This window comes from Algoriphagus sp. oki45, from assembly GCF_036245605.1.
Lineage (GTDB): Bacteria > Bacteroidota > Bacteroidia > Cytophagales > Cyclobacteriaceae > Algoriphagus.
Map to the genome: position 1 here is coordinate 834004 of NZ_BTPC01000002.1, position 15260 is coordinate 849263.

Below are 15260 nucleotides of genomic sequence, written 5' to 3' on the forward strand. Positions count from 1 at the left end.
CAATTTTTTAGGAAGCCCAAAAATACAGGAACTCAGGGAAATAAAAAACCTGAATTCTACCCTGAAGGGGTTTTATGAGGAAATGGATCTACATGTTTTTTCAAAGTGAATTTGATAGGTTGCATCCTGAAAATTCAGGGTTTATCTTTCCCATTCCCAATTTCCACTAATCTATGCGAACCCTTTCCTTTCTTGCCCTTTTCCTTTTTTCCCTGCTTTTGTTCAGTTGCGAAGAAAAAAACAACACTGTAAGCGCTGATATCAAATCTCCCGCGACCTATACGGACTTAGAAGCTCTTTTTTCAGAATGGCGGGCGTTTGAAAATCCTCCTAAGCTTGAAGGAGCGCCGGATTATCGAAAATCTACCTTTGAGCAACGCATGCCTGAATTTGAAGAACTGCAAACCAGGCTTTTACAAATGGATACTTCCGGCTGGAGGATTCCCGAGCAGGTAGATTGGAGGATCGTTTGGGCTGAAATGAATGGCTTTGATTTCAATTATCGGATCTTGAAACCTTGGGAGCGAGACCCTGCCTTTTATAAATCTATTTGGATGGAGCGAAGCGATGTGCCCGCTCATGAAGGCCCGACCCATCATGGTGTAGTGGAAGTTTGGCAGTATTCTTTTCCTTTGGAAGCAGCGAAAGGGGAAGAGTTTTTGGAAAAAATAAGGGCGGTATCCTCCCTGAATACCCAAGCCAAGGAAAACCTGACTGGAAATGCAAAAGAACTTTGGGCTGCCGGAATTCCCACGATCAGTCAGCAAGTCCAGGACTTAAAGGAGATTTTGGAATTCCCTGGAGTAAAAGATAACCCGGAATTAGTACAGGCTATCCAAGATGCCATGGGATCTACCGAGGACTTGGTCAAATGGCTGGAGGAAGAGGCTCCAAAAAAAGACGGACCATCTGGGATAGGAAAAGAGAATTATACTTGGTATCTCCAAAATGTGCATTTGGTGCCTTTAACTTGGGAAGATGAGATGATGATCTTGAAAAGGGAATTGGCAAGAGCCTGGAGTTCGCTGAAACTCGAAGAACACCAAAACCGAGGCCTCCCTTCACTGGAGGCCGCAAATACTCCGGAGGAATTTGAGCAACTGACCGAAAAGTCCATTCAAAAGATGATGAATTTTCTGGAAAAGGAAGAGATTTTGACCGTGAAGGACTACTTTGAGCCAGCCTTGCGCGAGCATCGAGGGAGCTTTGTGCCAAAAGAAAAGCGGAACTTCTTTTACATCGGAATGCACATCGATCCACTGCCACTTTATTCCCATTTTTATCATTGGTTTGAGTTGGCTATTATGGACAACGAACCTCACAAAAGTCCCATTCGAAGAGGGCCGCTTTTGTATAATATTTTCGATAGCAGAAATGAGGGAACTGCCACAGCTGTGGAAGAGATGTTTATGGATGCAGGATTGTATGCAGATTCACCCAGATCACGGGAGATTGTGTACATCATGATAGCTCAGCGTGCGGCAAGGGGACTGGGATCATTGTATGCTCAAGCCAATGAAATGACCATGGTGGAAGCAGGAGGAATTCACTCGAATTACACACCGAGAGGTTGGATGAAGACAGAGAAAGAACTTCTGCTTTTTGAGCAACATCTCTACATGCGGCAGCCTGGCTACGGATCAAGCTACATTACCGGAAAATATCTTTTGGAAAATGCTTTGGCTGACTTTGCGAGAATCAAAGAAGAAAAAAAAGAGGAGTTTCGGCTTCGGGACTTCTTCGATCAGCTAAACGGGATTGGAAGCATTCCGATTGCCTTGGGGCATTGGCAAATGACTGGATTGGACCCGATGCAAACGAAATAGGATTTCAAAGGGTCAACAGGGTAAAATCACATTTTATCTTCCGAAAAAGTGTAAAGAATCACATAATCGGAACTTAAGATGTGATTTTATACCAATTCGACCAGAAGTGAAGAGGTGACAAAACATCAAACCCACCTATAAATCACCACTTCCAAAGATCTTGATACCAGCTACTTGATACCAAAATCTTGTATCTAATGTCTTGTGTCTAACATCTCTTTCTTCACCAATCCCTCCGTCACCTCATTCATGGCCTTGACCTTGTACTCAAAATCCCCTTTGAGCGTAGCCCGGTATGCATTCAGATTTTCCAATAAATCATCAATTTCCTCAGGGAGTACTTCTTCCAGCAATTGACGAAGCCGTTTGGCTGTGGTAGGGGATTTTCCATTGGTAGAAATAGCAATTTTGAGGTTTCCCTTGGTCACTATGCCACCTAAGTAAAAATCACATAGTTCGGGTGTATCTGCTACATTGACTAAAAGAAAGCGCTCTTTTGCCTCATTCCTGATTTGTCGATTCACTGCCTTATCATCCGTGGCAGCGATGACAATATGCTTTCCGCCCAAGTATTTTTCATGGTAGGCATCTTCGATGAGCGTAACGCTTTCTTTTCCTTCCGCCAATTCCAAAAACTCGGGGCGGTAAAATTTGGAAACCACGGTCACCTGTGCTTCCGGACTGGATTTAAGTAGAAACTCCAGCTTTTCAGTTGCCACAAAACCTCCCCCGATTAAAAGGACATTGAGCTTATGGACTTTGAGGAAAATGGGGTAGAGATGATTCATTTTTTAGAGATTTAAGATAGAAATACGGTTGAAATACATTAGAAATAAGCTCGACTTCGTCGAGCGAAATAATTAAATAACTGGTCTACGTTATATATTGTGACCCCAGGGAGCATATTTCACTGAGCGAAGCGAAGTGTATTTCTACGGTATTTCGCCAAAGGCATATTTCGTGAAGCGAAGCCGAACTCATTTCAACGAACGAAGTGAGTTATATTTCGCAACAGGCCTATTTCGAGACCGAAGGAAGCCTGTTTCACCAAGCACCTCGAGGTATATTTCTATGGTATTTCACAATGTGTGTTTCTACCGTATTTCCATTTTCACAAATTCACGATACACCTCTGCCAATCTCATACTTTCCCGCACTACTTCACCCAAAATGATCACCGCGGGAGCTTCGACTTTGTTTTCCTGGGCTTTTTGTTCGATGTCGTAGATAAATCCTGCGGTTATTTTCTCTTCTTGAGTGGTTCCACTTTGAATGATAGCTACCGGTAAATGGGATTTTCCAGCCTTTTGATAAGTTTCCACGATTTCTCCTAATTTTTTGGTTCCCATCAAGATTACTACCGTGGCTGTGGACTGGGCAGCTAATGCTAAGTCTCTGGAAATCTCTCCCGCTGTAGTCGTGCCTGTCACCACCCAGAAACTCTCAGAAACACCCCGTTTGGTTACGGGAATTCCGGCAGCTGCTGGAACAGCCACAGCGGAAGTGATTCCAGGAATGACAGATGTTGAAATTCCAAAGGCCTCGATGTATTCGATTTCCTCTCCTCCCCGACCAAAGACGAAGGGATCACCACCTTTCAATCGAACTACATGACCATATTTTTTTGCCATGTTCACACAGAGTTGGTTGGTATCTTCCTGAGGCTTCGAATGCTTGCCTACACGCTTACCAACAAAGATTTTAATGGCAGACTTTGGCGCATGCTTCAGCAAAACCGGATCAATCAGTGCATCATACAAAACCACATCAGCGGTATTCAGCGCCAAAATACCCTTCAAAGTCATCAATTCCGGGTCTCCTGGACCTGCACCGACAAGGGTTACCTTTGGATTTATGATGGTTCTCATGCTTCCACCTCCTCTTCCCGATAGGTTTTGAGCAGGCTATAGATCTCCATGGCCTCTTTAGCGTAAGCTTTGGAAAACTCCTCAGTCGGCTCGTTCCGATTGATCTGATAGACTTTCTCTGCGAAAGTGCCATTCAACTGGATTTTGCCGGTTTGGACAAACTTCTCATCAAACAAGCTGATGATATTCGCATAGCTATTTGTGTTCACATCCTCACCGAGCAATAGTGCTTTTGCAGCATTGATCAGCCCGGCATAGTGGTGGTAAATGCTGTCTGACCAGCGACCTTGTTCCAAAGCCTCCTGACCCAAATCGAGCTTTTCCAAAGCCTCCAAAAGTAAGGTCGCCACCAAGTCAATCACCACACCTGCACATTCACCGACTCCAACAGCCACTTCGTAAGCTTCCTGATGTCCCCAATCCACAGAGTCCGACTCTGTAACCGTGGAGGCATCGCTGAGTTCCTTCAGCAAGTCGTAGAAGTACATTTGGCCTTGCTGATCGTAGTAGCTTAGGAAGTCTTTTCCTCCGGCATTTCTCTCAAAATCATCCAGCAAAACCCGCAAAGCCTGAGGGCCTCTACGGCTCGGAACTTTGGTCACCTTGTCTGCAAATCGACCGTTTCCATCCCCGAGATTTCCCCCGCCCAAAAGTACCTGAAGGGCTGGAATCACGGTTTTGCCTGCTTTCATGGACATGCCTTGAAAGCCGATATGAGCCATGTTATGCTGCCCGCAGGCATTCATGCAGCCGGAAATTTTGATCACCAAGTCCTGGTTCTTCAAAAACTGAGGATATTCCTGTTCGATGACCTTTTCCAGCTCTTTGGCAATCCCTGTCGAGCTAGCGATGCCCAAATTACAGGTATCTGTTCCCGGGCAGGCGGTAATGTCGCCAAGGGAATTGTATCCCCTCTGGGCAAGGTTGTTTTTTTTCAACTCCTGATAAAAGAAAGGAACTAAATCCTCCCGTACATCGCGGATCAGGATATTTTGACGAAGGGTAAAGCGGATTTCCCCGGCAGCATACTGCTCAACCAAATCTGCCAAAGGCCTAGCTTGATCCAAGTAAAAATCTCCCAAAGGCACTCGGACCCCAATGGAAACGTAGCCTTCCTGCTTTTGCGGAAGCACATTGGTCAGCTTCCAAAGTTCAAAATCCAAACCCAATTCAGAAGAACTGACTTTGACTTTTTGGGGGTTAGGTAGCGGTTTTTCTTCTTGATTTTCAATGGAAAGCGGATGGGATTGAAAAGGCAGGGCTTTTTTCTCTTTTTCTACCAAATCCAAAAAGGTCTCAATTCCCAAATCCTTAATCAAAAACTTCATCCGGGCCTTATTTCTTCGGGCCCTTTCCCCATGCCTATCAAAAATGCGTAAAACAGCTTCGATAAAGGGAATCAATTGATCTGTCTCCAAAAACTCCGTGATCAGATCTCCGTGCCGTGGCTGGGAACCCAAGCCTCCGCCCAGCAAGACTTTGAATCCTCGAACCTGATGGCCGTCGACTTCTTTGATTTTTGGGATAAATCCCAAGTCGTGCATATAAGCCAAGCCAGTGTCTTCGTCTGAAGAAGAAAACGCCATCTTGAATTTTCGACCCATCTCCTGACAAATCGGATTTCTCAGGAAATACCGGAAGGTGGCATCCGCATAGGGAGTGACATCAAACGGCTCCTTTGGATCGATACCGGCAGTTTCTGAGGCGGTGACATTTCGAACTGTATTTCCGCAAGCCTCCCGAAGCGTGACATCATCCTTCTCCAACTCAGCCCAAAGCTGAGGCGTGCGATCCAAGCTCACATAGTGAATCTGAATATCTTGTCGGGTAGTAATGTGCAATCTTCCTGTCGAATACTCTTCCGAAACCTTGCAAATCCGTCTCAACTGAGCTGAGGTAGCTCTTCCATAGGGAAGCTTAATCCGAACCATCTGCACGCCCTGTTGACGCTGCCCATAGACCCCGCGGGCGAGGCGAAGACTTCGGAATTTTTCCTCATCGATTTTTCCTTCCCGAAAAAGGGCGATTTTTCGCTCCAGTTCGATGATGTCCCGTTCTACTAGCGGGTTTTCCAGTTCGGTTCGAAAACTTTGCATAACTGATAGTGCTTTAACCCTATAGGTAAAATAGGGATTAGGTTATTAGAAAAAGCCAAGACCAAGGTCTGGGCTGGTTTTTTTTAGTTTGATGTTCGAAGTTCAGCGTTCGACATTCTAACCATGAAAACATCGAATGTTGAATATCGAAGTCTTATGTCTAGCGTCTTGTGCCTAGTATCTAATCTCTTTCTGCTACTCAATAAATCCCACCGAAACTGTATCAAAAGTTCCCTCATCGATCAGGATAAAGGCTCCATTTGACTTATTTCTATGGTAGGAATCAAAGTGAACGGGTTTACTCAGTCTCAGCTGAACTTTGCCGATATCATTCAGTTTCAACTGCTCAGTTTCTTCCGTGCCGGAAAAATCCGCATGGATTTTAGCTTTGATTTGCTCCACCTTGGCCAAAACCCGATTCACTCCGTGCTGAAGGATGTACTTTTGGCCTACACGAAGATTTTTGGAATTTACTTGACAAAGGGTAGCGGAGATGGACTTTTCACTGCTCGGTTCTTCTCCGACTTTCACTATCATATCTCCTCTACTGCAGTCAACTTCGTCCGAAAGAGTTAGTACCACAGAAGCTCCCGGAGCTACACTTTCAAGTTCCTGATCAAAAAAGTGGATGCTTTTGATCGTGGATTCATTCCCGGAAGGAAGCACGGCCACTCGGTCACCGACTTGAAGAGAATTTCCGTAGAGTTTTCCGGAAAAGCCTCTGAAGTCATGATAAGCTTCTGTTTTCGGGCGAATCACCAATTGAACAGGAAATCTTGCTGCCGTACTTTCCTGCAAGTCCTCGGGTTCTAATACTTCCAAGTGATCCAAAAGTGTATTGCCTACATACCAAGGCATGTGTTCAGACTTTCGGGTTACATTTTCTCCTTTCAAAGCAGAAAGGGGGATAAAAGTGATTTGCTCTTCTGCGAAATGGCTTTTCTCCACCAAAGCATCAAAATCAGACTTGATTTTCAAAAAGACATCCTCGCTATAATCCACCAAGTCCATTTTATTGATCGACACGACCACATGGCTCATGCGCAGGAGATTAGCGATAAAGAAATGCCGATAGGTCTGCTCGATGACACCTTTGCGAGCATCAATCAGGATGATGGCGACTTGGGAAGTGGAGGCACCGGTCACCATGTTTCGGGTATATTCCACATGCCCAGGAGTATCAGCTACGATGAAATTGGTCTTATCCGTATTGAAATAAATATGTGCCACATCGATAGTGATTCCCTGTTCCCGCTCGGCTACTAGTCCGTCAGTGGCTAGGGAAAAGTCCAAATAATCATATCCACGCTGCTTTGAGCTTCGCTCGATGGCTTCGATCTTATCCGTGGTCAGGGAATGCGTATCGTACAGCAAACGCCCAATCAGCGTGCTTTTGCCATCATCCACAGAGCCTGCGGTAGCGATTTTGATTAATTTTCTGCCTTGTATGTCCATTTTATATTCTTTTTGAAATATGGTGGAAATAGTTTGAAATAAGCCTCACTGCGTTCGGCGAAATAACCTCCTAATAAGTCTTCTATTTCGTCTCGCTTACGGGACCTATTTCTAGGGTATTTCTACTTGTATTTCTTTTTTCTACCTCTTGTTACTGGATACCAGATACTTGATACTAAAAATACCCTACCTTCTTCCTCGTCTCCATCGCTGCCTCTGATCGCTTGTCGTCAATGCGGGCTCCACGTTCGGAGATGGTAGATTCCCGGATTTCAGCGACCACATCATCCAATGTTTTTGCCTCAGATAATACAGCCGCCGTACAAGTCATATCCCCAACGGTTCGAAAGCGAACCCATTTTTCGGTAACCTCTTCATGGGCTTCTCGGTACACGTGCTCGTTGGCTGTCCAAATCAATCCATCCCGGAAGAAAACCTCTCGCTTGTGAGCGAAATAGATGCTTGGAATTTGGATGTTTTCGGTTCGGATATATTCCCAGACATCCAATTCGGTCCAGTTGGAAATCGGGAATACACGAACGTTTTGACCTACATGAATTTTACCATTGAGCATATCAAAGAGCTCGGGGCGTTGATTTTTCTCATCCCACTGCCCGAAGTCGTCTCGGACAGAAAACACCCGCTCTTTGGCTCGGGCTTTTTCTTCGTCTCGTCTAGCACCACCGATACAAGCGTCAAACTTGAATTCCTCGATGGCATCCAAAAGGGTCGTAGTCTGTAGGGTATTCCGGCTGGCGTAACGGCCTTTTTCCTCACGAACTTTCCCCTGATCTATGGAGTCTTGTACCTTTCGAACAATCAGTTCCAAGCCGAGTTCGGCAACCAACTGATCCCGAAACTCGATGGTCTCGGGGAAGTTATGCCCGGTATCCACATGCAAGAGTGGAAAAGGGATTTTTGCCGGGAAAAAGGCCTTTTGAGCCAATCTGACCAAGGTGATCGAGTCTTTTCCCCCTGAAAAAAGCAGAACCGGACGCTCAAACTGCGCCGCCACTTCCCTCAGGATGTGGATGGATTCTGCTTCTTTGGGGTTAGGTATAAATAGGTTCATAGGATTTACGAATTATGAAGTACGATGCTTCGACTACGCTCAGCACAGGTTTACGAGCTTGTGAGGAGCAGCTAAACCTTGTTTCAAATAGTTACTGTATTTTATGATTCTGGTAATATTTCAATTTTTCAATAAAGAATGTTGAACATCAAATATTGAATGCCGAAGGTTCATCGGACATCCGACATCTGGCATCGGTCACTTGCTGTGCAACCCACACTCCTTTTTTGAGTCTTCCCACCACCATCTGCCGGCACGGGCGTCTTCTCCGGGAAGGATTGCTCGTGTGCAGGGAGCACAGCCAATGCTGATAAAACCCTGATCGTGGAGCGTATTGTAGGGGATCTTATGCCCGTCGATGTAGGCGATCATTTCGTCAAAAGACCAATCCAATAAGGGATTGTATTTGATGATCTGATTGGATTCATCCCATTCGATTTTTTTCATCCCGCTTCGGTTGGCGCTTTGCTCGGCTCGAAGTCCGGTGACCCATATTTCATTACCGGCTAAGGCTCTTTTCAGAGGCTCTACTTTTCGGACATAGCAGCAGGATTTCCTGTTTTCTACCGATTCATAGAACCCGTTGATACCGTTTTTGGCAACCCAAGTTTCGACTGAGTCACGTTCGGGGTAATATACTTTGATCCGGGTCTTGTATTTGGCTTCTGTTCGGGCCAAGAGTTCCAAGGTCTCGGGGAATAACCTTCCCGTATCCAGGGAAAAGATCCGGATCGGTAGGTTTTGCGAAGCGATCAACTGAGTGATCACCTGATCTTCCTGACCTAAAGAGGTAGAAAAGACTACCTTTCCCGGAAAAAGATCAGCCAAAAAGGCCAGCCCTTCAGAGGGGCTGAGGTCTCTTACCCGAATTTCAAGATCGGACCAATTCTGCTTCAGGCTCATCTTTCTTTGTTTTGGTGACATTTTCCCATACACGCTCGTGCACGTAGTAGAGCAAAATCTTGGTGACTACCTCAACAGAGCCAATCGAAACGGCCATCACGAGCTGCCCAGTGATGATGTAAGAAATAACCATGGTGTCAAGCGTCCCTACTATTCTCCAGGAAATGGACTTGGCTATGCTTTTCAGATTGGAGTCGGTCCCTTTTTTGGAAGCGAACCATTTTTTGAGAGGCTGGTCTAGAATCATGCAACTACAACGGTATAGGAAAGCAAAAGTATATAAACCCTATAAAAATTATAGACTTTATGAGGAAAAAATTTTATTCTCCTTCCAAAATATCCTGTAAAGTTTTGTTTTCCAGTATTTTAAGCGTTTCATCCCGGACCTGAGCCATGACCTTATTGATCCCGCAGATGGCCTCATTCTTGCATTCGGCGCAGGGTTCGTAGTAGTTGAGGCTGACGCAGGGGAGCAAAGCGATGGGTCCATCGAGCAGACGAATCACTCGGGAAAGGGGGATGTCTTTGGGTTCTTTGATGAGGTAGTAGCCCCCGCCTTTGCCTTTTTTGCTGCCGAGGTAGCCGGCTTTGCGCAGCTCAAGGAGGATGTTTTCCAAAAACTTATGGGAAATGCCGTGCTCCTCGGCGATGTCGTGAATCAGGACTGTTCCTTCGGCTTTGTGCTTGCCCAGGTAGGTGAGGGCGTGGAGGGCGTACTTGGTCTTTTTGGAAAGCATAGACAAAAATAACCCAATTCCCGAAATAGCCTAGTTGGGTACTGGGGAAATAAACCCTCCAAGAGTTTGAAGCCATTATGGGGGTTGAAAGTACTCAAATTAATTTGGTGCCGTATCGAATTGGATCAAATCTCCTTTGATCCAATTCTCGTCATCTTGGTTTTTTGAGTTGTAGCTGATCCAAAGGCCCTCTGAGGTCACAAAGGAGAATCCCACGTTATACACATTTTCTTTAGGGAGAAAATGATGATCCAGTACCTGGAAATCTTGGTCTAATACCGTCAAGCAGATTGTGTTGTAATTGACATAATGAAAGTCCAGCTCTGAAGCATTTGGCCTCGGGGGGCTACTCAGTCGGTAGTACAGATTTCGATACGGATCAAAATAGATTTTATAGTAAAATGGATTCTTCTTCATAAAGTCCTGTTTTTGTTCTGAGCTCATCGGGCCAAAAGGAATGTCATCTGCCTTTACTTTTTCCCAAGGAGGATTAACTTCAGCTGAAGTTATTTTTTGGGTTTGGAAATCGTATCGGAAAACAAGCGGACTACCAGAGAAGAGGTAAGCAAATCCCGATTTATCTACCGTGCCGGAGGTCAAAAACAGCTTACTCAGATCCAATTTTTTACCCAAATACTGCTCAGGTAGGTGAATAGGTAAGGATTTGGATTCTCGGCTCTCCAAAGAATAGGCAGCAAAGATCCGCTTCTTTTCCGGCTAATCGAAGGGCATAAAGTAGAGCAAAATTTCCTTGTGACCAGGATCATACAGCATTTGGGAAGCAAACCGCAAGGAAGGGCTATTGGAATAAACCTTTTCTTTTTCATCCGGAGGAAATCCTGACAGTAAGTCACTATATCTGTTTTTCAATTCACCTTTGGAGTTAACCAGAGCAACAGAAAAATTTTCCTCTGATAGAAAAATGGAGTCCCGATTATGAAAATAAAAGGAGCTGATGTCATTCACCGCATTGGGGCCATTCAATTCAAACTTTATCCGGTTTACTACCGAATCTGATTTTAAATCAACGAGATCAAGGGAGTGAATAAATGAATTGTACAGAAGCAATGAATCATTTCGGACTTGATTGAAAAAGTAAAACTGAGCAAGGGAATTGCCAGTAGATATGAATTTGGGTTGAGTGGAAATTTCCAGTTTTCTGCCGGAATAATCATTTATCCGGGAAGTGCAGGAAGAAAGGATCAAATAAAGCCAAAATATTGAGCGCAAATAGTTCCTTTTCTTTTTGTATTTCATTCGATCAAGATCTGAAATATAATCACCCTATAAGGGAATGCCATCTATAGGGAAAGACTAATAGTTGTGATATATGGAATTCTTTAAAATCTTCCAAAAGGACAAAATTCCTAAAATTTTAATGATAGGTCCATAAGAAGTTATTTTTCAAGAAACAGATAAGCCTAAAAATCCCTATAAGTCTTATTCCAAATCAAATTTATAGAGGTTGGCTTTACCGTCATCATAGTAACCAATCAAATATTCGTCATTTTCATGTACGGCAATATGACTTAGCTCTTGATCTAGTTCATATATTTTTATTGAAGATCCTGCCCAATCATAAACTAGTATCTTTTTGCTTTTTTGAGGGAATTGATAATTCCATGGTTCATCGTTATATAGTACATATATAAACCTTTTTGAAACAGTGGTACTCAGGTTCCCGAACCTATTCTCTGAAGTAATAGGAGCAGCGAACTCTCCTGCAGTTTCTTCATACAAGAATTCGGTTGGCCAAAAATGCAAACTCTTATAAATTTCCAAATTCCCAGAATTGTCCCAACTCAAAAAATCCATATTGAAAGAAAAACGCGAAGTGGAAATTAGTTTAGATTCTGTTGGATGCTTGATCAATCTATTCTGATAAGCCATTGCTAGTACTTCCCTAGGGACTTTCGGAAATTCGTCTTGGAAGGGGAAGCTACCTAATTTATTGACCGATTTCCCATCAGTAATCAAAGAATAAGGTTGATCATCCAAAGCATAGCCAATTGCAAGCTTTGATCGGATCTTTGCGATAGATAAATGATATTTTTCTAAGTTAAACTTAGTTTCAATGCAATCTAGGTCTCCATTCAAATCGATTATATCTTGGAATAAAAATTCTAAATAAGTTCGGGAAGAACCATTATATATACCTAAAAATTGGCCTTCGGGCCCAAAACGGTTAATGAAAGAAAGTGGGCCCAACTCGCATGGTCCCTCGCCCCGCCTTCCAAAAGAAAAAAGAAATTCATCCTTTGAAACGTCAATGATTTTAAAAATATATTGGAGATCTGGATCATGCACAATCAAATACTTACCTGTCATCAACAAGTCGTTGGTTTTGAAAATAGAATCGGAAGCAACCATTCTTTTTGACCTGAGTAGTTCTTGCCTTTCAAAGTCTTTTAATGGGTCAAATTGGGAATTTTCAGTGTTTACAGCACATGAAAAAAACGAAAACAAAACTGCAATTTGTAAATACCTCATTTTACTAAAGGGATAATTCTTTTGGGATGTGACCGAAGTATTTAATACTTCGGTCATTAAAAATCATTTCTAGGGGATTCTAGGACAGTCAACTCTTATTCCTCCAAAAGGAAAACTTTCTCCTGTACCGGGACCAGTTGGACCTGGATAAATCACTACAACACAATACTCCATTGGAGCTTCAATACAGCATACCCTATCAGGTTATGCAATCGCAGGATTATAACCCAATGTACCCAAGCTAAGTGCTATCAGTGTAATTTTTAACTTTTTCATTTTTTTATGTTTTTGAGGTTTAGAAATTGATTAAAAAGCTCGCCGCGCATTGAACTTGAACTAAATTTAATCCCCCCCCCCCCTTGATTTTGTCAAGAAAAAACGAATAATTCTTTTTCAAAAAATCATAACTAGTTGAAAATCAATCCAATTATTTTTAGTTTACGGAAAAGTTCAATTTTTAACTCGTTGAAATACAATTTGTTGATATGTAATCAGTCCTTAGGTATCAATTCCGATTTATTGTAAATCAACCGTAATAAAAGAAAATCCCCGGCTACTTTCCGGGGATTTAAAAAACCTTTGGGGTTTTCGAAACCTCGAAGGTTTAAGTATATATCAAAGAGGTTGTCTCATAAATCGTTTCGTTGTCAGCCTAAGCACCTGAGAGACGAGAGTCTCGAAGTTGAAGGCCATTTCTAGCTTCCCTGACGACATTTCGACTTCGCTCAATGTGACAAACTTCACTTTTGAGACAGCCTACTCTCACATCAGATCATCTCCACACTTCGCTTCACAAAGGCAGTCAGATCCTTGCCGGTCAGCAAGCCTTGAGACAGCATCGCCAAGTCAAATGCCTGCTTGGCTAGCTTCAGTTGGGATTCTTCGCCATCGGCTTTTAGGATTTTGTCCACTACGGGATGGTTACCGTTGATGGCGACTTTGTAGCTGTCAGGCAGGCTACCGTAGAAGCTCATTGGTCCGCCTCCGGTCTGGGCCATATCTTTCATACGACGCATCCACTCTTCCATGGTAATGGTCACGGGCATCTCCTCAGGGCTTAAGCCCTCGATCTCCACACTGTAGTTTTTGTTGTTGATCGCCTTTTCGAAGAGTTCCTTGACGGATTTGCTCTGATCTTCGGTCAGAAGGTTGGCATAGGTGGAGTCTTTTTGGATGAGCTTTTCCACCACGTCGGCATCCACCCGCTTGAGTTGGGTTTTCTCTAACTTGGTTTCGATATGCTGGATAAAGTGGCTGTCGATCGGAGAGTCCAGCACCAAGACATCGTAGTCTTTTTTATTCGCAGAATCGATAAATCCGTCCTGTTTGTTGAGATCAGTAGCATAGAGGTAGACTACCTGATCGTTTTTATCGGTCTGCACCGCTTTCACTTTCTCACGGTATTCATCTAGGGTAAAATACTCGTTTTTGGTGTTTTTTAGCAGGGTAAATTCCTTGCCTTTCTCGTAGAATTTCTCCTCGGAGATCATACCGTACTTCACAAACAGGCCAATGTCATTCCACTTTTCTTCATAGGCTTTGCGGTCTTTTTTGAAAAGTTCGGATAGCTTGTCAGCTACTTTTTTGGTGATGTAGTTGTTGATTTTCTTCACGTTGCCATCAGCTTGCAAGAAGCTTCGGGACACATTGAGCGGAATATCCGGAGAGTCGATCACCCCGTGAAGCAGCATCAGGAATTCAGGCACGATGTCCTTCACCTCGTCTGTGATGAATACCTGACGGCTAAAAAGTTTGATTTTATTGCGCTGCAGCTCGAATTCGTTTTTGACTTTTGGGAAATACAATACACCGGTCAAGTTGAATGGATAGTCCACATTGAGGTGAATCCAGAAAAGCGGATCCTCGCTCATCGGATAGAGACTCTTGTAGAATGCGAGGTAGTCTTCGTCCTTTAGATCGCTTGGAGATTTGGTCCAGATCGGGGAAGTGGTGTTGATGATATTATCCACTTCTACGGACTTCCATTTCTTTTCCCCTTTGTCATCGACTCCGTCTTCTACTGATTCGCTTTTGGTGCCAAACTTGATCGGCACAGGCAGGAACTTGCAGTATTTATCGAGGATGCCCTGCAACTTCCATTTGTCTAGGAACTCTTCAGAATCCTCGTTGATGTGAAGAATCACGTCGGTTCCTCGGGTCTTTTTCTTGCCTTTTTTGATTTCAAATTCAGTGCTTCCGTCGCAAGTCCAAATCGCTGGTTCGGCGCCGTCCTGATAGGAAAGTGTGTGAATTTCCACGTTTTTGGCGACCATAAATGCGGAATAGAAACCCAAGCCAAACTTGCCGATGATCTCGTTGGCGTCTTTGGCATCTTTGAATTTCTCCACGAATTCTGTAGCTCCGGAGAAAGCAATCTGATTGATGTACTTTTTGATCTCCTCGGCGGTCATCCCGAGGCCTTTGTCGGAGATGGTGATGGTTTTCTTTTTCTCATCAAAAGAAACTTCTACCGTAATGTCTCCCAATTCGCCTTTGTATTGGCCTAGGGTAGCCAGTCGTTTGATTTTTTGCGTGGCATCGACGGCGTTGGATACGAGTTCGCGGAGGAAAATCTCGTGATCAGAGTATAAGAATTTTTTGATGATGGGGAAAATGTTCTCGGTATGAATCGAGATCGTACCTTTTTCCTGCATGGTATAAATCGGTTTAGTAGTTACAAAATGTTGACGGAGTGAGCATATCAATGCCCGTTCCAAGTGGGAAAAAGTGACAAGATGGCATTTTTGAATTGCCACAAAGACACGATGGCGGAAGGCAGAAGTGATCAGAAAGCAGTCGCAGTTGGCAGAATT

General features: G+C 43.8%; 11 protein-coding genes and 1 pseudogene. 1 reads left to right on the forward strand and 11 read right to left on the reverse strand.

Annotated elements, in window-relative coordinates; genetic code table 11:
• Positions 1 to 173 precede the first annotated feature (173 nt).
• The gene (locus AAA942_RS13165) at positions 174 to 1826 is read left to right on the forward strand and encodes a hypothetical protein (protein ID WP_338220740.1); all 1653 of its coding nucleotides are present in this window, start codon (positions 174 to 176) and stop codon (positions 1824 to 1826) included.
• A 194-nt stretch (positions 1827 to 2020) separates the two neighbouring features.
• Here the strand turns inward: AAA942_RS13165 and AAA942_RS13170 are convergent, their stop codons facing one another.
• The 11 genes and pseudogenes from AAA942_RS13170 to htpG form a co-directional block, all read right to left on the reverse strand.
• A complete protein-coding gene (locus tag AAA942_RS13170; protein WP_338220741.1) occupies positions 2021 to 2614 on the reverse strand; it encodes a precorrin-2 dehydrogenase/sirohydrochlorin ferrochelatase family protein in 594 nt (197 codons plus the stop codon).
• A 306-nt stretch (positions 2615 to 2920) separates the two neighbouring features.
• Positions 2921 to 3694, reverse strand: coding sequence for a uroporphyrinogen-III C-methyltransferase (gene cobA / locus AAA942_RS13175; protein ID WP_338220742.1), 774 nt, complete (start codon positions 3692 to 3694; stop codon positions 2921 to 2923).
• On the reverse strand, positions 3691 to 5790 hold the full coding sequence (locus AAA942_RS13180; protein ID WP_338220743.1) for a HEPN domain-containing protein: 2100 nt from the start codon (positions 5788 to 5790) through the stop codon (positions 3691 to 3693). The genes cobA and AAA942_RS13180 overlap by 4 nt, the downstream gene beginning before the upstream one ends.
• Positions 5791 to 5985: 195 nt before the next feature.
• Positions 5986 to 7245: a sulfate adenylyltransferase subunit 1 gene (locus AAA942_RS13185; protein WP_338220744.1), complete on the reverse strand. Its 1260-nt coding sequence runs from the start codon at positions 7243 to 7245 to the stop codon at positions 5986 to 5988.
• Between the two features lie 175 nt (positions 7246 to 7420).
• The gene (cysD, locus tag AAA942_RS13190; protein ID WP_338220745.1) at positions 7421 to 8317 is read right to left on the reverse strand and encodes a sulfate adenylyltransferase subunit CysD; all 897 of its coding nucleotides are present in this window, start codon (positions 8315 to 8317) and stop codon (positions 7421 to 7423) included.
• A gap of 198 nt (positions 8318 to 8515) precedes the next feature.
• On the reverse strand, positions 8516 to 9220 hold the full coding sequence (locus tag AAA942_RS13195) for a phosphoadenylyl-sulfate reductase (protein ID WP_338220746.1): 705 nt from the start codon (positions 9218 to 9220) through the stop codon (positions 8516 to 8518).
• On the reverse strand, positions 9189 to 9467 hold the full coding sequence (locus tag AAA942_RS13200; RefSeq protein ID WP_338220747.1) for a DUF2061 domain-containing protein: 279 nt from the start codon (positions 9465 to 9467) through the stop codon (positions 9189 to 9191). The genes AAA942_RS13195 and AAA942_RS13200 overlap by 32 nt, the downstream gene beginning before the upstream one ends.
• Positions 9468 to 9540: 73 nt before the next feature.
• Complete coding sequence (locus AAA942_RS13205) at positions 9541 to 9957, reverse strand: RrF2 family transcriptional regulator (protein ID WP_338220748.1); 417 nt, start codon at positions 9955 to 9957, stop codon at positions 9541 to 9543.
• A gap of 99 nt (positions 9958 to 10056) precedes the next feature.
• Positions 10057 to 11214 (reverse strand): annotated as a pseudogene (locus AAA942_RS13210) (DUF4221 family protein).
• A 183-nt stretch (positions 11215 to 11397) separates the two neighbouring features.
• Positions 11398 to 12504 (reverse strand): BF3164 family lipoprotein, encoded by a 1107-nt coding sequence (locus tag AAA942_RS13215; protein ID WP_338220749.1) that lies wholly within the window; start codon positions 12502 to 12504, stop codon positions 11398 to 11400.
• 710 nt (positions 12505 to 13214) lie between these two features.
• Entirely contained in the window at positions 13215 to 15101 is a 1887-nt protein-coding gene (htpG, locus tag AAA942_RS13220) for a molecular chaperone HtpG (RefSeq protein ID WP_338220750.1), read from the reverse strand.
• Positions 15102 to 15260 lie beyond the last annotated feature (159 nt).

Excerpts from the sequence above, each read along its gene's own strand:
- AAA942_RS13180 (WP_338220743.1), bottom strand. The coding sequence starts at position 5,790 with ATGCAAAGTTTTCGAACCGAACTGGAAAACCCGCTAGTAGAACGGGAC.
- htpG (WP_338220750.1), bottom strand. The coding sequence starts at position 15,101 with ATGCAGGAAAAAGGTACGATCTCGATTCATACCGAGAACATTTTCCCC.
- cobA (WP_338220742.1), bottom strand. The coding sequence starts at position 3,694 with ATGAGAACCATCATAAATCCAAAGGTAACCCTTGTCGGTGCAGGTCCA.
- AAA942_RS13215 (WP_338220749.1), bottom strand. The coding sequence starts at position 12,504 with ATGACCGAAGTATTAAATACTTCGGTCACATCCCAAAAGAATTATCCC.
- AAA942_RS13170 (WP_338220741.1), bottom strand. The coding sequence starts at position 2,614 with ATGAATCATCTCTACCCCATTTTCCTCAAAGTCCATAAGCTCAATGTC.
- cysD (WP_338220745.1), bottom strand. The coding sequence starts at position 8,317 with ATGAACCTATTTATACCTAACCCCAAAGAAGCAGAATCCATCCACATC.
- AAA942_RS13195 (WP_338220746.1), bottom strand. The coding sequence starts at position 9,220 with ATGAGCCTGAAGCAGAATTGGTCCGATCTTGAAATTCGGGTAAGAGAC.
- AAA942_RS13200 (WP_338220747.1), bottom strand. The coding sequence starts at position 9,467 with ATGATTCTAGACCAGCCTCTCAAAAAATGGTTCGCTTCCAAAAAAGGG.
- AAA942_RS13165 (WP_338220740.1), top strand. The coding sequence starts at position 174 with ATGCGAACCCTTTCCTTTCTTGCCCTTTTCCTTTTTTCCCTGCTTTTG.
- AAA942_RS13185 (WP_338220744.1), bottom strand. The coding sequence starts at position 7,245 with ATGGACATACAAGGCAGAAAATTAATCAAAATCGCTACCGCAGGCTCT.
- AAA942_RS13205 (WP_338220748.1), bottom strand. The coding sequence starts at position 9,957 with ATGCTTTCCAAAAAGACCAAGTACGCCCTCCACGCCCTCACCTACCTG.